This is a genomic window from Bacillus sp. AK128 (genome assembly GCF_053903075.1).
Genome location: NZ_CP096379.1, coordinates 4,360,558 through 4,385,370 on the forward strand (window position 1 = coordinate 4,360,558; position 24,813 = coordinate 4,385,370).

Sequence of the window (24,813 nt, forward strand, 5' to 3'; positions counted from 1 at the left end):
AAAGTGCTAAAAGAAAAGATAGCTGTTCGGTTGAACAAGCTATCTTTTCGGTCATTATATTTATTTTAAGTCTTCGATTGAATCAACATCCATGTATGCTGGTACAACTAAGCCTAACTTTGTTCCTGTTAGATTTGCACCTAGGTCTTCAAACTTCCCATCGTATTCTGCATAGTAGTCAGCATGTGTAGTTGGTAACCATGCACCAACCGTTACGTCACCACTTCCGTCTGCTACACCCGCCCACATTGGACCTGCGTCAACTTGAATTAAGTTAACTTCATAGCCAACACTCTCAAGTACATTTGCTACTACATGTGAGCTTGCAATTACATCATCCCACGCTACGTAAAGAACCTTAATTTCTTCACCATTAGCTGTGTTTACACCTTCTGTCCAAGTGCTTACTACATCTTCATTTTCACTTACCCATTGTTCAGCTGCTTCAGCTGGTTCTGCTCCACCTTGGATTAAGTTCATAACTGTCTCGATATGTTCTGGTTCCCAGTTAAATTGGTCTAATAGTAAATGTGCATCAGGATGATCTTCTTTTAAACCTTGACGTACAATTGTATTAACATCCTCAGCACCACCGTAGATTCCCTTTGGATCTTCTAAGTACTTAAGATCATAGCTTGCGAATTTCCAGTGTGGGCTCCAACCTGTTACAATGATTGGCTCCTCTGCATCATATGCCTTTTTAAGGGCAGCTGCCATTGCAGCACTTGAACCTTCTACTACTTCCCACTCATCAAGGCCATATTCAGGTATAACTTCCTCAATAGTTAGTTTCATAAGTCCTGCACCAGGGTCAATTCCGACAATCTCATAATCCACTTGTTCTCCTACACTTGCTGTGGATTCTGTAGATTCATCAGATGATCCTCCTGTTTCTGTACCTCCACAGGCTGCTAAACCAAGTGTTAACGTTAGTGCTGATGTAATTCCTACTAATTTTTTTAGCATTATACTGTTCCCCCTTGTTTTTTCTTGCCTATATTTTGAGTGATGCGATCTAGAAGAATAGCTATAACTACAATTGCTAGACCAGCCTCAAACCCAATACCTGTTTTAATTTGCGTAACGGCACGATAAACCTCTGTACCGAGTCCTGGAGCCCCAACCATTGATGCAATAACGACCATAGAAAGAGCAAGCATAATACTTTGGTTAATACCTGCCATAATCGTTGGCATTGCAAGTGGTAGCTGAACTTTTAACAGCTTTTGCTTGGTTGTAGAGCCAAATGCCTCTGTAGCTTCAATTAAATCTGCTGGGACTTGCTTAATCCCAAGAATCGTTAAACGAATTGTTGGTGGCATCGCAAAGATTACGGAAGCAACCACCCCCGGCACAACCCCAATACTAAAGAAGAAGATTGCTGGTAGTAAGTAAACGAATGCCGGCATCGTTTGCATAAAGTCTAAAATAGGTGTAACAACCTGTCTTGCTCTTTCACTTTGAGACGCCCAAATTCCCGCTGGTATTCCAATTATGATTGAAATTAACACGGAGGTTAAAACAAGAGCGAGTGTTTCAAGCATATCCTCCCAGTATCCCAAGTTATCAATTAGGAATAATCCTAATAAAGCAAACAGTGCAATTCTTTTATTACAAATCTTCCAAGCTAGTAAACTAACAAGAATGATTAATACAAAGGATGGAATAAATCCTAATCCTGCTACGATTCCATCAACAAACATTTCGACTCCAGTGGAGATTCCATCAAATAATCCTCCAAAGGTAGCTGTCATCCAATCTACTAAGAGGTCAATCCAGTCTGCTAAGGGTAGCCTTGGTAACAATCCTTCCATTTACATTACCTCCTTAGCTATATCAACATCTGTTAACTGAACCCCGTTAATGTATTGTTCATTTCCAGTTAATGCACCGATGACTGCCCCTCTAATGAGAATTCCCTTTAGACGGTTATTTTCATCTGTGACTGCAACTGGAATGGATGCTGCTGATACTTTTTCAAATAAATCAATCAGTAAAGTTTCTGTTCCAACCGCTGTAATATCTTTTTCTATAAATCCTTCGATTGGTTGATTAGCTTCCGCTGCCTTTGATGCATCCTTCGCTGTGATCGCACCAAGAAGCTTTTGTTGCTTGTCAACTACGTATATAGAAGAAATCCCAAGATCCTTCATTAATTTAAGGGCAACACGAGGTCCCTTATCGATTTGAACCGTTTCAGCACGCTTCATCACATGATGGGCAGTAAGTACCTTTGATAGATCCACATCCTCTACGAATCTTTCAACATATTCATTAGATGGATTCATTAAGATTTCTTCAGGTGTCCCGATTTGTACGATGCTTCCATCCTTCATAAGGGCAATTCGGTCTCCGATACGAAGTGCTTCATCTAAATCATGGGTAATAAAGACAATCGTTTTCTCCATGGTAGATTGTAATTCTAGCAACTCATCCTGCATATCTTTCCGAATTAACGGATCTAATGCGCTAAATGCTTCATCCATTAAAAGAACATCAGGATCATTTGCTAGTGCTCTCGCTAGTCCGACACGTTGCTGCATTCCACCACTCAACTGACTTGGGTACTGATTTTCATACCCCTTTAATCCAACTAATTCCAAAGCTTCTACTGCTTTTTTACTTCTTTCAGTCTTTTCAACACCTTGAATTTCTAATCCATATTCAGTGTTTTCAAGTACCGTTTTATGTGGGAATAAGGCGAATTTCTGAAAGACCATCGAGATTTTCTTTCTTCTTACCTCTCGTAGTTCTTCTTTATTCATCTTCACCACATCTTTACCATCAATCTGGACCTGGCCAAGTGTTGGCTCAATAAGACGATTTAGTAATCGAACTAAGGTGGATTTTCCACTTCCGGATAATCCCATGATGACAAAAATCTCACCTGACTTCACTTCAAAGGATGCACGGTTAACCCCAACTGTTGAGCCCGTTTCCTTTAAAATTTGATCCTTAGACTTTCCTTCTTTAAGTAACTGTAGAGCTTTTTTTGATGATTTTCCGAATATTTTGGTCACATCATTTACCTGTATTTTTATATTTTCTTCCATTCTTTCACCTCTTTATAGGTTGTCGCTTCTGGACTTTCTAATTATATATCGGTTTCAAAATTGGTTCAAACTGCATAATCCGTTATTATCGTATGTATAGTACGTTCAGAAAAAACTGTACGTTCTAAATAGTAAAAATACTTATAAATACTCCCAAATCCTCACTTTTCCATATTGACTGACAACTTTACATTTTTTTCTTGAATAGGTAGTCTATAGAGGTAAACAGTTTTAGAAGTAGATAACTGTTACAGCATAATAGATAAAATAAAAAGATCAACACCTAAATTAGGATGTGATTTAGTTGAAAGAAATAGAAATCTTAGAACGATCTAGATCAAGAGTTATAGATGCGATTGCTCAAAATATGAATCTATATGGAGTGACTCCGTCGATCGGACGATTATACGGCTTACTCTTCTTCTCAGATAAACCGCTTACTCTAGATGAAATGAAAGAAGAGCTTGGGATGAGCAAAACGAGCATGAGTACTTCCGTCAGAAGTTTACTCGATATAAATATGGTGGAAAAGGTATGGGTAAAAGGAGTTAGGAAGGATTTGTATTCAGTCGAGGAAGACTGGTACCAATCATTCTTCGATTTCTTTACAATTAAGTGGCGTACTGGGATTTCCATGAATATAAGTGCTATTGAGAAATCAATTATTGAGCTTACTGACCTACTTGCTAATCCCTCAATCGACGATGAGATTAAACAGATTGCGGAGACCGATATTGCTAAGCTTAATAACAGTTTGGAATACTATGATTGGTTAAATCGCTTGGTGGATAGCTTTGAGTCAAGGGAGATTTTAGATTTTATTCCTATACAAAAAAGAGATGATGATCAGAATTAGGTAAGTAAACAAAGGACCAACGCAAAAATTGCGTTGGTCCTTTCTCGTTGATTTTTTCTTAAAAAAGGGTTGTGCATCTCTGCAACAACCCTTTTTGATATTATGCTTTTGCTTCTTCAAACTCATCTAAGATTTCTTGTTCTGGCTCTTTATCAATTGAACTGAAGATTAAGATCGCAATCCAAGCAAGGACGAATCCTGGAACGATTTCGTATAGGTCGAAAAATCCACCTGAAATATTGCTCCAAATTACAACCGTTAAAGCACCAACAATCATACCTGCTAATGCACCCTTACCCGTCATACGCTTCCAGAATAGTGAAAGGATAATGACCGGACCAAATGCTGCTCCAAATCCTGCCCAAGCATAGCTAACTAAATCTAATACTGAGCTATCTGGATTACTAGCTAATCCAATTGCGATTAGCGCAATTACAATTACTGCAGCACGACTGACCCATACAAGTTCCTTATCGCCAGCTTCTTTCTTGAATAAAGAACGATAAATATCCTCTGCAACAGCACTTGAAGAAACAAGTAACTGTGAGTCAATTGTACTCATAATCGCTGCTAGAATTGCAGCAAGTAAAATTCCCGATACCCAAGGATTGAATAGAACCTGTGTAAACTGGATAAATACTTGCTCACCGTCTGGTAATCCTCCGTTAGAGAAGTAAGCAATTCCTGCAAAACCTGTGAAGATCGCTCCAAATAGTCCAAATACCATCCAAATCATACCGATTAAACGAGCCTTTGGAACATCCTTCACTGATTTAATTGCCATAAAACGTGTAATGATATGTGGTTGACCAAAGTAACCTAATCCCCATGCTAATAGTGAGATAATACCAAGAGCTGTCATACCAGCAAATGCATCTAGGTAGGTTGGATCAATGCTACCAACCTGCTCAACCGTTTCACCCCAACCACCAAGCTCAATAACTGCAACAATTGGGACAATAATTAAAGCTAGGAACATTAAAATACCTTGAATAAAATCTGTCCAACTTACTGCAAGGAATCCACCTAGGAAGGTGTATGAAATAATTACAATTGCACCAATCCAGAGTGCAGCACTATAAGATAATCCAAATGAAGCTTCAAATAATTTCGCTCCACCAACCATACCAGAAGCTGTGTAGAACGTGAAGAATAATAAAATTACTAGTGCCGAGATCACACGTAACAGCTTTGTTTTATCACGGAAACGATTTTCTAAGAAATCTGGAATTGTTATTGAATCATTTGCTTTTTCAGTGTAACTACGTAAGCGCTTAGCTACAAATTGCCAATTTAAGTATGCACCGATTGTTAAACCAACTGCGAGCCAAATCTGATTCATCCCACCTGACGCATAAACAGCACCTGGTAATCCAAGGAGTAACCAACTACTCATATCTGAAGCACCTGCACTTAATGCTGCTACTCCTGGCCCTAATCTCCTTCCACCTAATACATAGTCTGAAAGATTACTAGTAATTCTGTATGCCACAATTCCTATTACAAGCATACCAATTAAATAAACAATAAACGTTATTAACGTTGCGGTTTCCATCTACTCTCTCCCCTCTTTTACATAAGATCCTATTGATAAGACAACCGTGGCTAACATAGGTACAAGTAACCAAAATAATGTTGCACCTGAAATTGACAAGCATATCACCTCCATTACCATTCGTATGCAACCATATGCACCTGTATTCATTACCCTGTTAATTCCTGTTTGAAACCTGTTTTTTTAAAAAAGGCGTCAAATCAGAAAATTTACATTGTCTAATATAACACATAAATTAATTACCATCATTTTTACAGTAATTTTTATAGACTTAAAATGTATAAATATGCAATTTTAAAACGAAGCCATGGGCTTCATCGTGTCTATTCACGATATCTATTCATGAAAATTCATAAAATTAATTTTTACTTTTTTCATTATTTAGACACAATTTAGTCGGTTTAGTAGTTGATTTTTTATCTGTTTTAATGGTTTAAATCGAGGTAGTTTTTAGGTTTATTTAATTTTTTATTTCGAAGCTTTATAACGCAAACTTTTTTGTGTTATAAGTTAAGTGAAGTTCGGTTCTAAGTTGCAAATTTCTGTTCAAAATCAAATCTATAAATCTAAGATTCTTTACTAACCTTTTTTCATACAAAAAAGAAGCTTGTCATAAAAACAACAAACCCCTCTCGATATCTATCTATATAGTCTTTACAACTACTTGTCCAATTAGCATGAAAATAATTGAAATCAATAATGTTCTTGCCATTTTCAATGGTATTTTTGGTAATGCTAATAGACCAATTTGTGTTCCAAGAGCTGATCCAATAGCTAAAGCAATCGCATAATTCCAATTGATATAGCCCGTTTGGTAAAAGATAATAAATGCTCCTACACAGCTACCAAAATTTAAAACTCTTGAAAGCTGAGCTGATTTTACATAAGAATATTGTTCACGCATATAGTGAATAATGCTAAATGTTGCCGATCCTGGTCCAAAGCCACCATCGTAAATCCCAATAAAAAATGGAATGAATTTTGCTAATCTTCCTGGTTTTTGGGTTGGAGTTGAATCCTTTATTTCAGCTACCCATTTTTTATTTCTGATGGTAACGAACAGAGCAAATACAAGTAAGACCAGCGCTACTAGATTCATCACCTGCTCTGACACACTAGTCGTTGCAATGGCCCCTACCATACCACCCAACACTGAGATGAAGACCACTGGTAGTAACCCTCTAACCGTGAAAATTTTATGTCTTAGAATATAGATAATACTCGTAAACGAAGCAATTCCTGAAGAAAACTTATTCGTCGCAATCCCATATTGAATTGGAATTCCAATTAACATCATTGCCGGCAACGTTATAATTCCACCACCACCAGCGAGTGTTCCAATAAACGAAGAAACCATTCCTAACCCCATCAACAACAAAAAAACTTCCATCTCTCTCATCTCCACAACAAACTAACTTCCACCATCCATCATAAAGCATATCCCACAAAATGAACATCCCCACAAACACTTTATCCCTTTAAAGCATCGGGGGCCTGGCCCCCGATGCTTTAAAGCGTTAAAAACCCCACTTAAAAAAGTGGGGTTTGGTAGATCTATTTTTAGTCTATTTTTTGATTTTTTTGCTATATATTTATAGAACTAACTTCCTTGTTAGCCTGCTCTTACAGCATTTCTGAAGTTGTTTTAGCTTGCATGTGTAGAACTAGGTAGTCAGGTCCACCAGCTTTTGAGTCTGTTCCTGACATGTTGAATCCACCAAATGGTTGGTATCCAACGATTGCACCTGTACATCCACGGTTGAAGTATAGGTTACCTACATGGAAATCTTCACGAGCTTTTTCAATGTTTGTGCGGTTATTTGAGATAACAGCACCTGTTAAGCCGTATTCTGTGTTGTTTGCAATTTCAATTGCATGATCAAAGTCACGTGCTTTTGAGAATGCAACCACAGGTCCGAAAATTTCTTCCTTCATAAGGCGAGCATCTTCATGTACGTCAGCGAAGATTGTAGGTTGGATAAACCATCCTTTAGAATCGTCCCCTTCTCCACCATGTACAAGTCTACCTTCTTGCTTACCAATTTCGACATAGCTCATGATCTTGTCATATGCACCTTGATCAATAACTGGGCCTACATTAACTGAAGAAGATGTTGCTTCAGAAACAGTTAATTCTTTTGTTAGTTCGATTGCACGATTTAATACTTGCTCGTAAACATCTTCTACTATGACAGCACGTGAACATGCTGAACACTTTTGACCAGAGAAGCCAAATGAAGATGCGACAATTGCTGTCGCAGCTAATTCAAGGTCTGCTTCTTTATCAACAACAATTGTATCCTTACCACCCATTTCGGCAATAACACGCTTTAGCCAGATTTGGCCTTCACTTAACTTAGAAGCACGCTCATAAATACGAAGACCTACATCACGAGATCCAGTAAAGCTAATAAAACGGGTACGAGGGTGATCTACTAAATAGTCTCCAACTTCTGCTCCACTACCTGGGATAAAGTTTACAACGCCTGCTGGTAATCCAGCTTCTTCTAAAACTTCAATAAATTTCGCTGCTACAACTGGTGTTGTACTAGCTGGCTTTAATAATACTGTGTTACCAGCTACTAGGGCAGCTGTTGTCATACCTGCCATAATGGCAAATGGGAAATTCCACGGCGAAATGATTACGCCTACTCCAAGTGGAATATAATTAAAACGGTTATATTCGATTGGACGGCTTTCTACTGGAATACCATCTTTTAACTTAAGCATTTGACGGCCATAGTATTCCAAGAAATCGATTGCTTCTGCTGTTTCTACATCTGCTTCGTTCCAAGGCTTTCCAGCTTCTTTTACTAAAATTGCAGAGAATTCATGCTTACGACGACGGATAATTGCTGCGGAACGGAATAAGATATCCGCGCGTACTTCCGGCTTCACTTTACGCCATGTTTTAAATGTTTCATCAGCAACTTGCATAGCTTTTTCAGCTAGATCCTGGTCTGCTTTTGATACTTTCCCTACTACTTCAGCACGGTTTGCTGGATTGACAGATACAATCTTCTGCTCAGTTGAGATACGCTCTCCACCGATAACAAGATCATAATCCTTCCCTAAATAAGATTCCACAGTAGCAAGACCTGCTTCTAAAGCCTTCTTGTTTGCTTCTACTGAAAAATCTGTAAATGGTTCATGTTTGTAAGGTACTACCATCGATTTCTGCCTCCCTTTAATCAAGTAAAAACAGCAAAAATCAAGATCAGATACAATATCCCATCTTGACATAAAGCTTCCTACTTCCCCCTTATTCTATCGAAGAAGTTTGTGGATTTCAAACCTTTCATCTAAAAAAATTATTGATAAATATGAACATAGGGTTCTTCTTCATTGATTTCCCGTATAATAACAGCCTCCGGACCATCAATAGATGAGATATAACATTTTACTGAAAAATAATTCGGGAAATGCTCCATAATCAATCCAGTTAAATATTGAGTAAACCCAACAACCTCTGCTTTTCCATAAAACTGCATGGGAATCTCAATGGTTAGCTCTGTTAATTGTTCATCACGATAAAAGCCTCGACCAATCACACCTGTGTAATTTGGAAAATATTCATCAATATCGGCTTTAAAATTAAGCATTCGAGTGTGGTCATCACGGTAGTCTCGTTGAGCATCTGTCGATGGGAGAAGATAATAATCTTCCCTAACTACACTCCACTTTTCAATGCTAGTAGAATTTCCACTTACCTCAGCTATTGCAAAAAAGCTTCCTGGTACGACAGATGATTTAGCCTCCTGTTTAAACAATCCAATCACAACTGGAATACTCTCAAGGCCTTCTATTGCACGAATTCTGCTAAGGATCTCATCTGCCATTCTTTTACCCTGCTGCTCAATTTCAGCATCAGGAATCGGATATTCTCTTGGATAACCATCCTCTTGATTATAATAATGGACAGAGTTAAGTGCTAATCCAATGGAAATCCCACCAAGCTCAGCTTTTCCTTCATTGTCCTTTATTAAGTAATTCTGTTCAAGCAAATGTGATAAATAAATAGGACTCGCTTCATTCTGCTCTTTAAGCGTTCCAGTCGTCACAGGAGCAGGATTTAAGCCAATGTTCTTACCAGCTATATCATCTTCCTCTATTTCAGCTATTTCTGCATCTGTTAACTTTCGTTGGAGCCATCCTGCTATGGTATCACGGTCTAAATACTGCCCATCCTGATAAAGGTAATTTTCCGAGGAAAAAGTATTTTGCGTTAATCTCATTAGTCCTGTTTCAAACTCATCTATATCTAAACGGTTACTAATTCTATTAACGACTAACCCCCTAGACTCACTCGCTTTAAACGGAAGGACCGTTCGATAATATTGGTCTGAAATCTGGAAGTTCGGGACAATCGCAGTCTCTTGTGTTTCTTCTGTTTCTTGTACGATTTCCTCATCCTTCTCAAAATTCGGTATACACCCACTAATAAAGAGGATGCTCACTAAAAAGTATACCCCAAGTCTCCTCACTCTTCTCCCCCCTTTATTTGTTCAACTCTTCAATCAATCTCTCCTCATTCCAAATCTCCACACCATGTTTTTCAGCCTGATCGAGCTTCGATCCCGCTGCTTCACCAGCGATAAGGAGATCCGTTTTCTTACTAACACTACCAGATACTTTTCCACCAAGCAGTTCGATTTTCTCTTTAGCTTCATTCCTACTCAATATCTCAAGCTTTCCAGTTAATACAATTGTTTTCCCAGCAAAATAGGAATCAATATCTTCCACATTTATCCTCTTAGGTCCAATATATTCTGTATTTACTCCTAGCACTTTCAATTCTTCTAAAAGGTTGATCACTTCAGGCTTATGAAAATAAGTAACAACTGCTTCTGCCATTTTTTCACCAATTTCATTGATTGCTATAAGATCTTCAACGGAAGCCTTTTGTAACCCTTCAATGGATTCAAACTGTTGAGCTAATGTTTTCGCTGCCTTAGCTCCTACATGACGAATACCAAGCCCAAACAATAGCTTTTCTAATGAATTTTTCTTAGAAGCAGTAATTGCTTCAACAAGATTAGTAGCAGATTTCTCTCCCATTCGTTCTAGCGCAACAAGTTGTTCCTTTTGAAGACGATAAAGATCAGCAACATTGTGAATGAGCTTCTCCTGGAAGAGTTGAGCAATCACTCGTTCACCAAGCCCATCTATATTCATCGCATTCCTTGATACAAAATGAATAAGTCCCTCGCGAATTTGTGCAGGGCATTCTGGGTTAATACAACGAAGTGCCACTTCTTCATCCAATCTTACTAATTCACTTCCACACTCAGGACATTCTGTCGGCATGTGGAACTCCTTCTCCTCACCTGTTCTTTTCTCTAAAAGAACATTTACCACCTCAGGAATAATATCTCCAGCCTTTTTAACAACCACATAGTCCCCAAGCTTAATATCCTTTTCCCGAATTAAATCTTCATTATGTAAAGAAGCTCTTTTCACAACAGTTCCAGCTACTCTAACTGGCTCTAATAAAGCAGTGGGTGTAATCACACCTGTTCTACCCACATTTAGCTCGATATCAAGCAGTCTTGTTACGACCTCTTCAGCCGGAAACTTGTATGCGATTGCCCAGCGTGGACTTTTAGCGGTAAACCCAAGCTCGTCTTGTTGTTGGAACGAATCTACCTTAATAACAATCCCGTCAATTTCATAGGGTAGGTCCGGTCTCTTTTCAACCCATCCAGAGATATACTCAATAACTTCATCAATGCCTTGGCATGTCTTTCGTTCATTATTCGTCTTAAAGCCAAGATCATCTAATAGATCTAAGCCCTCACTATGACTTCCGATTCCTGTTGTACCGGGATTGGCAATCCCATAGACAAATATATCTAAATTGCGTTTTGCCGCAAGCTTCGGATCTAACTGTCTAAGTGATCCAGCAGCAGCGTTTCTAGGGTTTGCAAAAGGTTCTTCGCCTAGTTCTTCCTTTTGCTCATTAAGCTTCATAAAAGATTTCTTTGGCATATAGGCTTCACCACGGACTTCAATCGTAGCCGATTGTGATAATCGAAGTGGGATAGAGCGAATTGTTTTAAGGTTTTGCGTAATGTCCTCGCCAATAGTTCCGTCTCCACGTGTAGCTCCTTGAATAAATAGACCGTCCTCATATCTTAGTGATACAGCTAGACCATCTATTTTTAACTCACACACGTAGGCAACTTCATTTCCTACCCCTTGTCTAACTCGGCGATCAAAATCACGTAAATCCTCTTCATTAAATGCATTACCAAGACTTAGCATAGGAGTCGTATGCTCAACCTTTTCAAAAACTGATAAAGGAGCACCACCCACCCGCTGAGAGGGTGAATCTGCTGATTGGAGGCTTGGATTTTCCTCCTCAAGGCGAATCAGCTCATGTAGGGCTTGATCATATTCTGCATCAGATACGGTCGGTTGATCTAATACATGGTACTCATAATTCCATTTATGTAATAAAAGACGGAGTTCTTCAACCCTAGCTAGAATTTCTTCAGGCATTCTTTCATCTCCTTTAATTGTCTAGGCTCGTTTCTAAAACTTTGTTGTTTTCGATACATTTTGTTTTGGCTGTAAAACCAGTATTATAAGCAAGGTTAAGTATCGGTTAGAAAAGAGCAACTCTCTTTATGTATACCATGATTCTGATACTAGATAAAAATACTGCTTTTGGGATTTTTACGTAAAGCAACAATCTATATGAAAACAGCCATTGTCTAAAACTAACGACAGCGCCACGTCTTTGAGACGAGGCGGCTGTCATACTATCTTTACACTAATTTTAGTGATTATAAAAATGAAAATCCTTTACATCTTTTCAATCGGAGCAAACTTTGCAAGTAGTCGCTTTATGCCGGTTGGACTTGGGAAAGCAATGTCTAATTCCTTAGACTCTCCTTCACCTTTTACACTAACCACTGTTCCAACTCCCCACTTTTTATGCTGGGCCTTATCCCCAACCTGCCAGCCAATCGACTCACCGCCTGTAGTCGTTGCAGCTGGTCGCATCACAGGTGCACGACGCTGCTCGGTTACTCTTGTTCCTGCTCCTGATGACGAAAACGGAGATGGCTTCGCCTTTTCTTCATGTGCTTTCTCAAGGATATCCTCAGGAATTTCCGATATAAATCTTGATACCGGATTCATATTGGTACGTCCGAATAAAGTTCTCATTTCAGCATTTGATATATATAACTTTTCTTCCGCACGGGTAATCCCAACATAGGCAAGACGACGTTCTTCCTCCATCTCCTCTTCCTCAAAAAGAGAACGACTATGTGGAAATACACCCTCTTCCATCCCCATTAAGAAAACAACAGGAAACTCAAGTCCTTTTGCAGCATGCAGGGTCATTAAGATTACCGTGCCTTGATCCTTTTGTTCTTCTTCATCCACCTGATCAATATCAGCAACTAGTGCTAAGTCAGTTAGAAATGAGATTAACGTCTTATCATCATTTTTCTCTTCAAAGTTTTTTGTAACAGATAGGAATTCATCGATATTTTCTAATCGACTTTGAGCTTCAATGGTTTTCTCATTTTTTAGCATGTCTCGATAGCCAGTTTTAGTTAAAACCTCTTCCACTAACTCCGTAACTGACAGAAATTCCTGCATTTGGACCCAGTTACGTAATTGGTCTCTAAACTCAACAAGCGCATTCGTCACTTTTCCACTAAGACCGACAAGCTCTACCATTTGAAGAGCTTCAAATATCGATACTTCATGTAAAGCAGCATAATTAGCTAGCTTATCAAAAGTAGTCGCACCAATTCCCCGCTTTGGCACATTAATTATACGAGCCAAGCTAATATCATCGTCAGGGTTTGAAATCAAACGAAGATACGCCAGAATATCCTTGATTTCTCTACGATCATAGAACTTTGTTCCTCCGACAATACTGTAGGAAATATTAGATTTTAATAACACTTCCTCCATCGCACGAGATTGAGCATTGGTACGATATAAAATCGCGAAATCGGAATTCTTTTTCTTTTCATCTACTAGAATCTGCTTAATCATCCCAGCTACATAGTAACATTCGTCTTGTTCCGTAGTACCACGGTAATAGACAATCTTATTTCCTTCTGGATTTTCGGTCCAAAGCTTTTTCGGTTTACGGTTTTTATTATTCTCGATCACCTGATTTGCGGCTTGTAAAATATTCTTCGAAGATCGATAGTTTTGCTCTAAAAACACAACCTTCGCTCTCGGATAGTCTTTCTCAAATGAAAGAATATTACCAATATCCGCTCCACGCCAGCGATAAATGGACTGATCCGAATCCCCTACCACACATAGGTTTTGGAAACGGCTAGCCATTTGTTTGACTAGCATATACTGAGCACGGTTCGTATCCTGATACTCGTCCACATGAATATATTGAAATTTTCGTTGATAGTATTCCAATACCTCTGGAACTCGCATAAACAAATGAATCGTTGTCATAATTAAATCATCAAAATCGAGCGCCTGATTTTTACGAAGGCGTCTCTGATATTCTTCATAAACCTTAGCCACGACCGACTCATATGGTCCTGTTGCCGATTTGTTATATTCCTCAGGAGTTACGAGTTCATTTTTTGCACCACTAATCGACCCTAGTAAACTTCTTGGTTCAAATTTCTTCGTATCTACATTTTGATCCTTTAACACATTCTTAATCACTGATAACTGATCCGTTGTATCAAGAATGGTAAAATTACGACTAAATCCTAGTCGATCAATATCACGGCGAAGAATTCTTACACACATCGAGTGAAAGGTTGAAATCCAAATCTCATCAGCTGCCCCACCAACAATCTTGGCGACACGATCCTTCATTTCACGCGCTGCTTTATTCGTAAACGTAATCGCTAGTATATTCCAAGGCGCTATTTCCTTTTCCGCCATTAAGTAAGCAATCCGGTGGGTCAGCACTCTTGTCTTTCCACTTCCCGCACCCGCCATGATGAGTAAAGGTCCATCAGTTTGCTTAACTGCTTCCTGTTGCGCAGGATTTAATCCTGATAAAAGTTTATTTGATAAAAATTGCATATGCTCACCGCCTACTCTATTTAAAACGAACAAGTGTTCTTTAATCTCTATTTTACTATACTCTACAAGTAAAATCTATTGGCATTCTTTCACTGCTTTTACTGTTTTTAAAGCCTGTCCAATATTATCGTAAATGAGGTTCCCAATTATAACAGTATCAGCTGCTGCACCCATTTCCTTTGCTTGCTCCACCGTTTCAATGCCACCACCATAGAATAGTCTGCTAGTGTCTAGAACATCATTCACCTTTTGAACCAAGCTTGGATTCCCATATACACCGCTATATTCCATATAAAAAATAGGCAAGTGTAAAAGTTTATCAGCCATTCTTGCATAAGCAATGACTTCTTCCTCATTTAGATTCGTCTTTGCATTCGTTAGTTCAGCAACCTTCGAATCCGAGTTCAGGACACAATACCCTTCCGCATAGATCTCATCCCAGTTCATAATATCTCCAAATTCCAGTAATGCCTGATGGTGGAGGTCTAAAATCCATTTCCGATCCAGACTATTAAGGACAGTTGGAACAAAATAAAAATCATAACCCGGAGATATCGAATCAACCGTCGAAACCTCCAACACACACGGAACCGAATAACGTCTAATCCGGACAAGCATATTTAAAACATTATCCTCCGTAATGCCATCACTACCACCAATCATCACCGCATCCGTACCCGACTCACACACTCTCTCCAAATCTTCATCACTAATCTCTTTATTTGGGTCAAGCTTAAATATATGCTTCCATTCTTTTATATCGTACATAAGTGATCCTCCAAAATTCATTTCCAGTAACATTATAACAAAATAAACAACAAAACACCTTTCCAATTCAGTCACTACCCACTGGTAATATTTTTACCACGTTAAAGCAATGGGGGCCTGGCCCCCACTGCTGTGCTGCGTTACCGTGATGGGGGACAGGCCCCCGCTGCTGTGAAGTGTTAAAGTGGTTATGGTACGTGGGGACTAAAACCGGGTTTTGTGGTTGTTTTATGTCAGTAGGGAGTGAATTTGGGTCTAGAGCGAGCAGGTGGTCTTGCTTAGGATCTATTTTAGAACGGATATCGGCACATTATTTCAGTTTATCGGCGAAACCTGGAGATATATCGGCGACTTCTTTCATGTTATCAGCCACTTCTGACAGGATATCGGCGACTATTGAATTTATATCGGCGCACTTAACCAAGGCACCAAATGTCAAGGAACTCCCGCAACGTCCAAAAGCTCACTATAAGCTTAACCGCAAAAAACAAAAAAAGTTCCCAAACCAACTAGGAACTTTTCCTTCTTCACAGGTAGTAAATATTTATATAATTTTAGGCTCGGTCTTGACCATTTCTTCCTTAATTTTTTCATCTAACTTATGGAAGGTAATTTCACTTAAAGAGAGGACTGTATGTTCTTGCTTTCTTGTATATGTATTCATAAAAGGCGCGGTAATGGTATGTAGTTTCCAATCTTTATAGTGAGCGGTTAAAACTAGATTGCTTTCACAAATAGAGAAGTGAATCCTCTTGATAATTGGGTAGTGGTCCCACAGCACTTCTTCCACTTGCTTAAACGTGAAGGGTTGGGCTTCCCACATTTTCACCTTAATCTGTTCTTCTATATGACGTTTTTCTTCCGGATGGATTAGTAGATTAAATACTCGATTTGTTATAAAAATAGAAATTTCACCTAGGTGCCCATGCTCATCTAATGTAAAAAATATTTCTTGGTTATGATTTACACTGTCTGAAACAAACATGCCTCCCTCGGCATCGTATTCCATCACTTTATTCACCTTTACATAGCGTTTCTGCATATGAGTTCCCCTATCTCTATATTTATATAATATATCTAGTATGAAACTATTTCTCGAAGTTTAATCCAAACAAATACCAACAAATTTCGCGCACATTCCAAGCTTTAGAAAAAAATTATATCCCAAACTCTCACTGAGGCATCCTAGTAGATTAAGCTAACTGCCTCTCAATCAACCACCCAAAAAACACAAAAAGACAACGAGCACAGTTCCACTCGTTGCCTTTTTATATCATCATTTATTTTATAACGATTATTTTTCTTCTTTTTCATACACACGATCTAGTGCCATTTGGTAGGCGTCGTTTCCATAGTTCAAACAACGCTTTACACGGGAAATTGTCGCCGTGCTTGCACCAGTTTCGGTTTCAATCTTGTGATACGTAAATCCTTCTCTCAGCATTCTTGCCACTTCTAGTCGTTGGGCTAGTGATTGTATTTCGTTTACCGTACAAAGGTCATCAAAAAAGCGGTAACACTCTTCAAGATCTTGTAGAGACAGAATCGACTGGAATAACTGATCTAATTCTTTTCCACGTAGTTTTTCAATTTGCATATATCCTTACCCCTTTATCATTACGAAATTTAATTCGTGGTTTCCGAGAACGTAACATCTGCAAGACTTGGCACAATATTAATCCAAGTTTTACCTGGCACAAATCCTACTGGCTGATCATTAACATATGGTAGGATTCGTCCATCGACATTTTCCCATTGCACCTCTTGCTTTTTCCCTTTTTGAAGGAGGTAGGCGTTACCACCAGACACTAGGTCAATTTCACGACGCCCTGCACTATCCAACACTTTATGTGAGGTTTCTATAATAAATACATTATCCAATAGTACCCGCTCTTTTGAATCTAAATCCTCAGTAAGATCCCCGCCTGCGTAGCGATAATACTTCTCTTGATTTGTATCATACTCATAATCTACAATTGAAAAATCCGACTTGGAATAGGCAACTTTCACATTTTCTGCAGGATCACCAGAGATACTTGCAATCTCGTCCTCTGTTAAAAACTTTAACGGCTCTTGATCATGAGTGGTGGCATAATTATTTTCCGTTGCACCCTTCATGATGTTTTCAAACGTTATATAGGAATTATGTGGAGCTTTTCTGAAGTCAGCTCTCTTAAACAGTGTTCCGTCATATTCCATTCCATTAATATTATCAACTTCTCCTGCTTGTAGCATTTGTTGAGCCTCCGGACTAAATCCGTGAGCTACATAGAAGGCATCATATCCTTTACTAAGCTCGATATAGTAATCCCGCGCACTTCTCACAGGGCCAATCTTCTCTGGAGCTTCACTTTGAAAAACCGCTAAAAATCTTGTAATATTTCCTTCTGCTAGAACCTCATATACGATATCAGCTCTATGTAGGCCTGACTGTGGTCTAGCCTTTGGATCATTATTAACCATAACTGCAACTGTTCGTTGATCAACTAACTTATCCGTTCCGATACCTGTTAATGGATAGGTATTAGCAAAAGCTTGTTTTTCTGTTTCTTCTGTCACTTCCGACTCGACTTCTTCTTCAATCTCTTCAGGATCTATACTAACAGGCTTTGCCTCTTGCTGTGAACAACCTGCACCTAGTAATAATAGAAACATTAGTGAGATCACAAAAATGATTCGATTCATAAAAGACACAACCTTTTCCGCATTTTATTCTAGATTCCCTATTTTGGAAGAAGAATATTCTTTTTTATTTTAACGCATTATCGTAGGAAAGAGTACCATTTTCTTCATTACATCATAGATTCCCATTGGCGTCACTCTTATATATGGTAAATGAGTAGATGATAAAAATAGCAGGCTATAAACAGGATCCAGATATAAATATCCTCGCTCCTTCATGAGTACCTTAAATTGCTTTTCTAACGGAATCAGCTGTTCAAGTGGAAGCTCAGACATTCTACCTGCTAATGGAAGAGCAAGTTCAAAGATAATTTCACCATTTTCAACAAGGACAATTCCACCACCTAACTCCTTCATTCGATTAAAGGCTAGTAGCATATCATCCTTCCGTTTTCCAATCACGATAAAATCACCTGTACTAGAGTACGAGCTTGCTAACCCGTGAATTCTTTTTGCAAAGCCCTTGATAATCGTGTTAATTCTCCATTTGCCATCCTGATCAACTAATAAAAGAAAGCTTTCATCATGTTCAACGGATAGCTCATCTACAGAAGTATCTAGTTGAACCGAATAAGGTTTCATAATAACCGCATTTTCCATTTTCATCCCTAAAGCCATCGAATATTGAAGGTCGTCATTCGTCAATTCCCAAGAAATATTCAAAGGATTAAAACCACTCTGATCCCAAGAATAAGTGGAATTGCTATAATTCGGTTGACTATCACGTCTTAACCACTGACCTTTTGCCATAACATGAACAGGCTTTGGGTTATCCTTACTTGTTAGAAAGTTGATATTCGCTACTTTCCCTGTTGCAATATGTCCCATGTAATGATCGAGTCTATAATATTTCGCCACATTGTAAGATCCCATATGATAAGAATCGATAAGTGGAATGCCACTTTCGATCGCCATTTTAATCATTGCATCAATAAACCCTTGCTCGTGGAATGAAGGTGTGGAGCCATCCGTTGTAAACATTAAAGAATCATAGCTCTGCAAATTTAATGTCTTCATTTCTTCTAATAAGTATGGCAAGTCAGGTCTAATTGATGAATAACGAAGGGCAACCGAATAGCCGTGCATTAGTCTATTGTATATATCTTTACCTGAAATGGATTCATGGTCAGCATCTGCTCCTAACAGCTTTAGCTTCATTAAAGTTCGATCAGATGCACCTGGAAAATGTCCTTCAATTAGTTTATTGTGATGCTTCGCTTCTTGAATCCAATGTAGCATCATATCATCACCGTCAAGAAGTCTTGGCCAACCTGTGAGCTCTCCACCTTGTAAAACATCATCTCTTTCTAACCATGCTTTAATGTTAGCTGAAGAAAACAACTCCTCTTCATTTGCAAGCTCAGACTGGGAGTCAAACCGACACCACCAGAAGATGGTTTGTGGTAGCTTTTGAAAATCATCCATTAACGAAAACGCTTTCTTTTTTTGCAACTCAGAAAACAGAACTAGATTATCGTTTATAAGTGTTGTTGTCCCAAACTGTGATGAATATTGAGCAATAGAGTGGGGATTATAAACTTGAAACGGATGTGAATGTGGTTCAATATAACCTGGCACAAGATATAGCTCTGAGCAATCAACAACTTCAGTTTTCAGTTCTATTTTAGGCAATAAATCGCCAATATACACAATACGGTCCTCATAAATCCAAATATTGGCCGTTAGCCATTGCTTTAGACCTGAGTGAAGAAAGGTGGCATTTTTTAATACCAGTGTCGGTGGATATTTACCATCCAAGACATCAAGATGCCTACGTAATTGGAGATTTCTCCAGCGATATCGGTGATCGTTCATCCACTTTCCTCCTTTCCACAACTTCTTTTTACCATCCTACCATATTTCACAGAGTAAAGCATTAAAGAAAGGTAGAATGAGTAGTAAATAATTGAGGTGAAAACATGAAACCCAATATTGGAATAATTAACGCTTTAGTGCGCTTATCCTGTGGCTTTACGATGCTTGCTTGGGCAACAGCGAGAATGGCTAGAAAACCTCATAGAGAACGTTATTTCCTAGTCGCTATGCTTGCTTCAATGAAGATTGGTATGGGAATTTTACGCTTTTGTCCTTTTACCTATCTTTATCAAAATTCTCAGCAACAACAGGACTCAAGCCAACAAGAACAACGTGAAGATTTCACAAGTAATCCAACGTAAAAAGCTCCCCTTGCTAAGCAAGGGGATATAAAGGAGTGATCATATGTTTTGGGAATTTGTCACTGACATGTCCTTTGTACTTATTTCAGTTATAGGCGGCATTATTGCAATCAGTTATGTTTATATTAAACGGAAGCGTGTGCGTTAGCCTTTTCTGCAATATCTTTACGGTAAAACAAATGCTGTGTATTAATATGCTGTAGCTCCAGGTAAACAATAGCTTGAGCTTCCTTAATTGTTTTACCCGCTGAAGTGAGTAATAGAACTCGTCCCCCATCCGTTACAAGCTGCTCACCAGATAGAGTAGTTCCTGCATGGAAAACATTTGCTTCTTTGATTTGATCAAGTCCATGAATAGGGTGTCCTTTTTCATATTCACCAGGATATCCTTTAGAAGCAACCACCACGCCAACTACTGCCTCTTCAGACCATTCAATGACTGGCACTTCATTAGCTAAAATATCTAATAAGTTTTTGACTAAATCACTTTTAAGTCTTGATAACACAACCTGCGTTTCTGGATCACCAAATCTTGCATTAAACTCTATCACCTTAGGTCCTTCTGCAGTAAGCATTAAGCCTGCATATAAGATTCCTGTAAATGGAGTTCCATCCTGGATCATTCCATTTGCAGTAGGTTTTAAAATTGTTTCAACAGATAGTTGGATAATATCCTCACTAATTTGTGGAACTGGTGAGTAAGCACCCATTCCTCCTGTATTTGGACCTTGATCTCCATCAAACGCACGCTTATGGTCCTGAGCAATGACCATAGGATAAACCTTATTGCCGTTCACAAACGCCATCAATGAAAACTCTTCACCTTCTAGGTACTCCTCAATGACTACCTGACGGCTAGCGCTTCCAAACCTTTCGTTTAGCATCATTGATTCTATACTTGTTAATGCCTCTTCGTTTGTCATTGCGACTACAACACCCTTACCTGCTGCAAGGCCATCTGCTTTAATGACAATCGGCGCACCCACTTTTTCGATATAAGCTTTTGCAGCCTCATACTCTGTAAAAACCTCATATGCAGCTGTAGGTATTTTATATTTTTTCATTAAGTCTTTTGCAAAGCCTTTACTACCTTCAATCACTGCTGCGTTTTGGCGAGGACCAAATACAGCTAGCTGTTCCTTTTCAAAACGGTCCACAATACCATTCACTAATGGTCCCTCAGGCCCTATAATCGTTAAGGCAATCTCCTGTTCCTTTGCAAAAGCGACTAATGCTTCATGATCCGTTTCATCAATAGACACAAGTGTTGCTACATCTGCCATCCCTGGATTTCCAGGAGCAACATACACCTGTTCAACAAGAGGGCTTTGGGCAGCCTTCCAAGCAATCGCATGCTCTCTTCCACCACGACCTACCACTAATACGTTCATTATAAAACCCTCCTATTAATGTTTAAAGTGACGGACTCCTGTAAATACCATTGTGATTCCATATTCATCGGCCTTTTTAATGGAATCCTCATCACGAATTGAACCGCCTGGTTGGATGATTGCCGTAACTCCTGCTTTTGCAGCTGCTTCTACGGTATCATCCATTGGGAAAAATGCATCAGAGCCTAATGCTGAACCAACAGCTTTTTCACCAGCCTGTTCAATTGCAATTTTTGCAGCACCAACACGGTTCATTTGTCCCGCTCCCACGCCAATCGTCATATCATCCTTAGCAAGCACGATTGCATTAGATTTCACATGCTTCACAACTTGCCATGCAAGCCTTAAATCCTTCCACTCTGAATCAGTTGGCTGACGTTTCGTTGGAACAGTAATCGTAGCATCATCAAACGAAAGATAATCTGTTTCCTGAACAAGAACCCCACCACTTACTGTCGTGATACGATTTTGAATTTGTTGGTTGGCATCTACCGCAACCTTTAGTAATCGTAAGTTTTTCTTTGTCATAAGTATTTCTAAAGCGTCTTCTGTAAAGTCAGGAGCGATAATAATTTCTAGGAAGATTTCTTTCAATAGAATCGCTGTATCTGCGTCAATTGTACGGTTTGCTGCTACAATTCCACCAAAGATAGACACCGGATCCGCTTCAAATGCCTTTTGATAAGCTGCTTGAATGGTCTCTCCAACACCAACACCACAAGGGTTCATATGTTTCACAGCAACTACTGCTGGGTCATTGAATTCCTTTACGATGGTTAATGCAGCATCTGCATCATTGATATTGTTATAAGATAATTCCTTACCGTGTAATTGCATAGCTGATGAAATCGTGCCATCGACTGGTAGCGAATTTTGGTAAAAGGCTGCCTTCTGATGAGGATTTTCTCCATAACGTAAAGCCTGCTTCTTCTCATAAGTGACCGTTAGTAATTCAGGTGACTCTTCGCCTACCTGTTTTGTTAAATAATCAGCAATTAACGCATCATAGGCTGCTGTATGACGGAACACCTTTGCTGCTAAGCGCTGTTTTGTCTCAAAAGCAACCTCTCCAGAAGCTGTAAGCTCTTCAAGAACCACATCGTAGTCAATCGGGTCTACAACAACTGTTACAAAACGATGATTTTTTGCTGCTGAACGAAGCATCGATGGTCCACCAATGTCAATGTTCTCAATGGCATCCTCATATGTCACATCCGGCTTTTGAATCGTTTCTTTAAACGGATATAGATTAACAACCACTAAATCAATAGGTGCAATACCATGGGCTTCCATCGTTTGCTTGTGCTCTTCATTATCTCGTACACCTAAAAGACCACCATGAATCATCGGATGTAGGGTTTTTACACGTCCGTCTAGCATTTCTGGGAAATTAGTTACTTCTTGAATCCCAATCACATTAATTCCATTTTGTTCCAACAACTTACTAGTACCCCCTGTAGAAATAATTTCTACCCCATGTTCCACTAAGCTTTTTACAAAAGGAACTAAGCCCGCTTTATCAGATACACTTATGAGTGCACGTTTGATCGTCATGAATGATTACCTCCAGTTACCAATGCCTGTATTGTTTTTGGATATAAAATATGTTCGATAATTTGAATCTTTTTTTGTAAGCTTTCAGTCGTGTCTTGCGGATCGACTCGTAACGCCTCTTGGTCGATAATGTTCCCAGTGTCCATCCCTTGATCCACGAAATGAACGGTCACACCTGTTATTCTAACATTTGCCTGAAGCGCTTGACCAATGGCATCCTTGCCAGGAAAAGCTGGTAAGAGGGAAGGGTGAATATTGACGATTCTACCTTCATAGGCGTGTAAAAGTGTTTCTCCTACCAATCGCATGTAGCCAGCTAGGATGAGCCATTCAACCTGTTGGTCCTTTAATTTCTCTAGGATTGCCTCTTCGTATTGTTTTTTCGTCTCATAGGATTTTGGCGAGGTAACAAAAGTTGGAATACCTTCATTGTTAGCTCTTTCAATCACCTTTGCGCCTTCTTTGTCACAGACCAGTAAGCATACCTCAGCATGAAGCGCTCCATTGTTAACAGAGTCCACGATTGCTTGAAAATTACTACCCGAACCTGAAGCAAAAATAGCTAATCGCTTCACGCCTTTGAGCCTCCGTCAATAGTAACGCCAGTTCCCTCTTTTACACGACCGATAATATAAGGTTGCTCACCTTGAGCTTCTAACTCACGAATCACTGAGATTAAGTCATCTTCGCTTACCGCAAGTACCATCCCAATACCCATATTGAAGATGTTAAACATTTCGTCCTGTGAAAGCTCACCTTCTCTTTCCAATACATTGAAAATAGCTGGGATCGGCCATGAACCGTTATCAATCTCTGCTCCACAATTTTCAGGTAACATTCTTGGGATATTTTCAATAAAGCCCCCACCTGTAATATGAGCCATTCCTTTAATTTGGAATTTCTTCATGACATGTAGAAGTGGTTTTACATAGATTTTAGTTGGCTTTAGTAATTCCTCACCTAGCTTACCCTCTAAACCTTCTACTTCTTGATCTAACTGGAAACCAGCTTTTTCTAAAAGGATTTTTCGAACGAGTGAAAAGCCATTGCTATGAAGACCACTAGAAGTCAGACCAATTAAGCAATCTCCTGGCGTAATATTAGCACCTGTAATAATGTTTGATTTTTCAACAGCCCCAACAGCAAAGCCAGCTAGATCATATTCCTGTTCATCATACATTCCTGGCATTTCAGCAGTTTCTCCACCTACTAATGCGCAACCTGCCTGCTCACAGCCATCTGAGATTCCTTTTACAATCGCCTCAATTTTTTCAGGCAATGCCTTGCCACAAGCGATATAATCTAAGAAAAATAACGGCTCTGCCCCTTGAACGACGATATCGTTCACACACATTGCCACTGCATCAATCCCTATTGTGTCATGCTGATCCATCATGAACGCAAGCATAAGCTTTGTCCCCACTCCATCTGTTCCTGAAACTAGAACTGGTTCTTTTAGCTGTAGGCTAGATAAATCAAACATCCCACCAAAGCCACCAATACTACTAAACACACCATTACGCTTTGTACGCTCCACATGCTTCTTCATTCGTGCTACTGCTTCATATCCTGCCTCTATGTCAACTCCAGCTTCCTTATACGAGTTTGCCATCGTCCATCCCCCAATAGCCATAAAGCGACGTCCCCGTCGCTTCATGTTGTAATGTTTTCATCTATCGAATACCTATAGTCACTTTGCCACTTTAAAGCAGTGGGGGCCTGGCCCCCACTGCTTTAAAGTGCT

21 protein-coding genes are annotated in these 24,813 nt (G+C 39.2%); 3 read left to right on the forward strand and 18 right to left on the reverse strand.

What is annotated here, in order from left to right:
* Positions 1 to 60: 60 nt before the first annotated feature.
* From M1D60_RS21800 to proV, 3 genes are read right to left on the reverse strand one after another with little or no spacing between them, the layout of a single operon-like run.
* The gene (locus M1D60_RS21800) at positions 61 to 966 is read right to left on the reverse strand and encodes a glycine betaine ABC transporter substrate-binding protein (protein WP_456276906.1); all 906 of its coding nucleotides are present in this window, start codon (positions 964 to 966) and stop codon (positions 61 to 63) included.
* Positions 966 to 1,814 (reverse strand): ABC transporter permease, encoded by an 849-nt coding sequence (locus tag M1D60_RS21805; protein WP_456276907.1) that lies wholly within the window; start codon positions 1,812 to 1,814, stop codon positions 966 to 968. The genes M1D60_RS21800 and M1D60_RS21805 overlap by 1 nt, the downstream gene beginning before the upstream one ends.
* Positions 1,815 to 3,053, reverse strand: coding sequence for a glycine betaine/L-proline ABC transporter ATP-binding protein ProV (proV, locus tag M1D60_RS21810; RefSeq protein WP_456276908.1), 1,239 nt, complete (start codon positions 3,051 to 3,053; stop codon positions 1,815 to 1,817).
* A 304-nt stretch (positions 3,054 to 3,357) separates the two neighbouring features.
* On the opposite strand from proV, the gene M1D60_RS21815 reads away from it, so the two are divergent.
* Positions 3,358 to 3,909: a GbsR/MarR family transcriptional regulator gene (locus M1D60_RS21815; protein WP_456276909.1), complete on the forward strand. Its 552-nt coding sequence runs from the start codon at positions 3,358 to 3,360 to the stop codon at positions 3,907 to 3,909.
* Between the two features lie 100 nt (positions 3,910 to 4,009).
* Here M1D60_RS21815 and putP read toward each other — a convergent pair whose 3' ends face one another.
* The 11 genes from putP to M1D60_RS21870 form a co-directional block, all read right to left on the reverse strand.
* A complete protein-coding gene (gene putP, locus M1D60_RS21820; RefSeq protein ID WP_456276910.1) occupies positions 4,010 to 5,464 on the reverse strand; it encodes a sodium/proline symporter PutP in 1,455 nt (484 codons plus the stop codon).
* A gap of 643 nt (positions 5,465 to 6,107) precedes the next feature.
* Positions 6,108 to 6,854, reverse strand: coding sequence for a sulfite exporter TauE/SafE family protein (locus tag M1D60_RS21825; RefSeq protein ID WP_456276911.1), 747 nt, complete (start codon positions 6,852 to 6,854; stop codon positions 6,108 to 6,110).
* Between the two features lie 233 nt (positions 6,855 to 7,087).
* Positions 7,088 to 8,635 (reverse strand): L-glutamate gamma-semialdehyde dehydrogenase, encoded by a 1,548-nt coding sequence (gene pruA, locus M1D60_RS21830; protein ID WP_456276912.1) that lies wholly within the window; start codon positions 8,633 to 8,635, stop codon positions 7,088 to 7,090.
* 140 nt (positions 8,636 to 8,775) lie between these two features.
* Complete coding sequence (locus tag M1D60_RS21835; RefSeq protein ID WP_456276913.1) at positions 8,776 to 9,948, reverse strand: CamS family sex pheromone protein; 1,173 nt, start codon at positions 9,946 to 9,948, stop codon at positions 8,776 to 8,778.
* A gap of 13 nt (positions 9,949 to 9,961) precedes the next feature.
* Positions 9,962 to 11,965 (reverse strand): NAD-dependent DNA ligase LigA, encoded by a 2,004-nt coding sequence (gene ligA, locus M1D60_RS21840; protein ID WP_456276914.1) that lies wholly within the window; start codon positions 11,963 to 11,965, stop codon positions 9,962 to 9,964.
* 306 nt (positions 11,966 to 12,271) lie between these two features.
* Positions 12,272 to 14,497: a DNA helicase PcrA gene (gene pcrA / locus M1D60_RS21845; RefSeq protein WP_456276915.1), complete on the reverse strand. Its 2,226-nt coding sequence runs from the start codon at positions 14,495 to 14,497 to the stop codon at positions 12,272 to 12,274.
* Positions 14,498 to 14,572: 75 nt separating this feature from the next.
* Positions 14,573 to 15,265: a heptaprenylglyceryl phosphate synthase gene (pcrB, locus tag M1D60_RS21850; protein ID WP_456276916.1), complete on the reverse strand. Its 693-nt coding sequence runs from the start codon at positions 15,263 to 15,265 to the stop codon at positions 14,573 to 14,575.
* A gap of 544 nt (positions 15,266 to 15,809) precedes the next feature.
* Entirely contained in the window at positions 15,810 to 16,307 is a 498-nt protein-coding gene (locus tag M1D60_RS21855; RefSeq protein ID WP_456276917.1) for a hypothetical protein, read from the reverse strand.
* A gap of 252 nt (positions 16,308 to 16,559) precedes the next feature.
* The gene (locus M1D60_RS21860) at positions 16,560 to 16,862 is read right to left on the reverse strand and encodes a YerC/YecD family TrpR-related protein (protein ID WP_456276918.1); all 303 of its coding nucleotides are present in this window, start codon (positions 16,860 to 16,862) and stop codon (positions 16,560 to 16,562) included.
* 29 nt (positions 16,863 to 16,891) lie between these two features.
* Positions 16,892 to 17,950 carry a DUF3048 domain-containing protein gene (locus M1D60_RS21865; RefSeq protein ID WP_456276919.1) on the reverse strand — a complete coding sequence of 353 codons (1,059 nt, stop codon included), beginning with the start codon at positions 17,948 to 17,950 and terminating at the stop codon, positions 16,892 to 16,894.
* 69 nt (positions 17,951 to 18,019) lie between these two features.
* On the reverse strand, positions 18,020 to 19,762 hold the full coding sequence (locus M1D60_RS21870; protein ID WP_456276920.1) for an adenine deaminase C-terminal domain-containing protein: 1,743 nt from the start codon (positions 19,760 to 19,762) through the stop codon (positions 18,020 to 18,022).
* Between the two features lie 104 nt (positions 19,763 to 19,866).
* Here M1D60_RS21870 and M1D60_RS21875 point away from each other — a divergent pair, with 104 nt between their 5' ends.
* Both M1D60_RS21875 and M1D60_RS21880 read left to right on the forward strand, forming a co-directional pair.
* Positions 19,867 to 20,124: a YgaP family membrane protein gene (locus M1D60_RS21875; RefSeq protein WP_456276921.1), complete on the forward strand. Its 258-nt coding sequence runs from the start codon at positions 19,867 to 19,869 to the stop codon at positions 20,122 to 20,124.
* Positions 20,125 to 20,191: 67 nt separating this feature from the next.
* On the forward strand, positions 20,192 to 20,272 hold the full coding sequence (locus tag M1D60_RS21880; RefSeq protein ID WP_456279517.1) for an EYxxD motif small membrane protein: 81 nt from the start codon (positions 20,192 to 20,194) through the stop codon (positions 20,270 to 20,272).
* Here the strand turns inward: M1D60_RS21880 and purD are convergent.
* Genes purD through purM form a run of 4 tightly spaced genes read right to left on the reverse strand, consistent with a single transcriptional unit; the run spans position 20,250 to position 24,681 of the window.
* Entirely contained in the window at positions 20,250 to 21,515 is a 1,266-nt protein-coding gene (gene purD, locus M1D60_RS21885) for a phosphoribosylamine--glycine ligase (protein WP_456276922.1), read from the reverse strand. The two genes, M1D60_RS21880 and purD, sit on opposite strands and share 23 nt — an antisense overlap.
* Positions 21,516 to 21,530: 15 nt before the next feature.
* Positions 21,531 to 23,069 carry a bifunctional phosphoribosylaminoimidazolecarboxamide formyltransferase/IMP cyclohydrolase gene (purH, locus tag M1D60_RS21890; RefSeq protein WP_456276923.1) on the reverse strand — a complete coding sequence of 513 codons (1,539 nt, stop codon included), beginning with the start codon at positions 23,067 to 23,069 and terminating at the stop codon, positions 21,531 to 21,533.
* Positions 23,066 to 23,644 (reverse strand): phosphoribosylglycinamide formyltransferase, encoded by a 579-nt coding sequence (gene purN, locus M1D60_RS21895; RefSeq protein WP_456276924.1) that lies wholly within the window; start codon positions 23,642 to 23,644, stop codon positions 23,066 to 23,068. Before purN ends, purH begins: the two co-directional genes overlap by 4 nt.
* Positions 23,641 to 24,681 carry a phosphoribosylformylglycinamidine cyclo-ligase gene (gene purM, locus M1D60_RS21900; RefSeq protein ID WP_456276925.1) on the reverse strand — a complete coding sequence of 347 codons (1,041 nt, stop codon included), beginning with the start codon at positions 24,679 to 24,681 and terminating at the stop codon, positions 23,641 to 23,643. Before purM ends, purN begins: the two co-directional genes overlap by 4 nt.
* Positions 24,682 to 24,813 lie beyond the last annotated feature (132 nt).

Bases quoted from the DNA above. Each gene is read 5' to 3' on its own strand.
- M1D60_RS21825 (WP_456276911.1), bottom strand. From the start codon at position 6,854: ATGGAAGTTTTTTTGTTGTTGATGGGGTTAGGAATGGTTTCTTCGTTT.
- purH (WP_456276923.1), bottom strand. From the start codon at position 23,069: ATGACGATCAAACGTGCACTCATAAGTGTATCTGATAAAGCGGGCTTA.
- M1D60_RS21855 (WP_456276917.1), bottom strand. From the start codon at position 16,307: ATGCAGAAACGCTATGTAAAGGTGAATAAAGTGATGGAATACGATGCC.
- M1D60_RS21865 (WP_456276919.1), bottom strand. From the start codon at position 17,950: ATGAATCGAATCATTTTTGTGATCTCACTAATGTTTCTATTATTACTA.
- ligA (WP_456276914.1), bottom strand. From the start codon at position 11,965: ATGCCTGAAGAAATTCTAGCTAGGGTTGAAGAACTCCGTCTTTTATTA.
- proV (WP_456276908.1), bottom strand. From the start codon at position 3,053: ATGGAAGAAAATATAAAAATACAGGTAAATGATGTGACCAAAATATTC.
- putP (WP_456276910.1), bottom strand. From the start codon at position 5,464: ATGGAAACCGCAACGTTAATAACGTTTATTGTTTATTTAATTGGTATG.
- M1D60_RS21875 (WP_456276921.1), top strand. From the start codon at position 19,867: ATGAAACCCAATATTGGAATAATTAACGCTTTAGTGCGCTTATCCTGT.
- M1D60_RS21860 (WP_456276918.1), bottom strand. From the start codon at position 16,862: ATGCAAATTGAAAAACTACGTGGAAAAGAATTAGATCAGTTATTCCAG.
- M1D60_RS21800 (WP_456276906.1), bottom strand. From the start codon at position 966: ATGCTAAAAAAATTAGTAGGAATTACATCAGCACTAACGTTAACACTT.
- purM (WP_456276925.1), bottom strand. From the start codon at position 24,681: ATGGCAAACTCGTATAAGGAAGCTGGAGTTGACATAGAGGCAGGATAT.
- pcrB (WP_456276916.1), bottom strand. From the start codon at position 15,265: ATGTACGATATAAAAGAATGGAAGCATATATTTAAGCTTGACCCAAAT.
- M1D60_RS21805 (WP_456276907.1), bottom strand. From the start codon at position 1,814: ATGGAAGGATTGTTACCAAGGCTACCCTTAGCAGACTGGATTGACCTC.
- M1D60_RS21880 (WP_456279517.1), top strand. From the start codon at position 20,192: ATGTCCTTTGTACTTATTTCAGTTATAGGCGGCATTATTGCAATCAGT.
- M1D60_RS21870 (WP_456276920.1), bottom strand. From the start codon at position 19,762: ATGAACGATCACCGATATCGCTGGAGAAATCTCCAATTACGTAGGCAT.
- purD (WP_456276922.1), bottom strand. From the start codon at position 21,515: ATGAACGTATTAGTGGTAGGTCGTGGTGGAAGAGAGCATGCGATTGCT.
- pcrA (WP_456276915.1), bottom strand. From the start codon at position 14,497: ATGCAATTTTTATCAAATAAACTTTTATCAGGATTAAATCCTGCGCAA.
- pruA (WP_456276912.1), bottom strand. From the start codon at position 8,635: ATGGTAGTACCTTACAAACATGAACCATTTACAGATTTTTCAGTAGAA.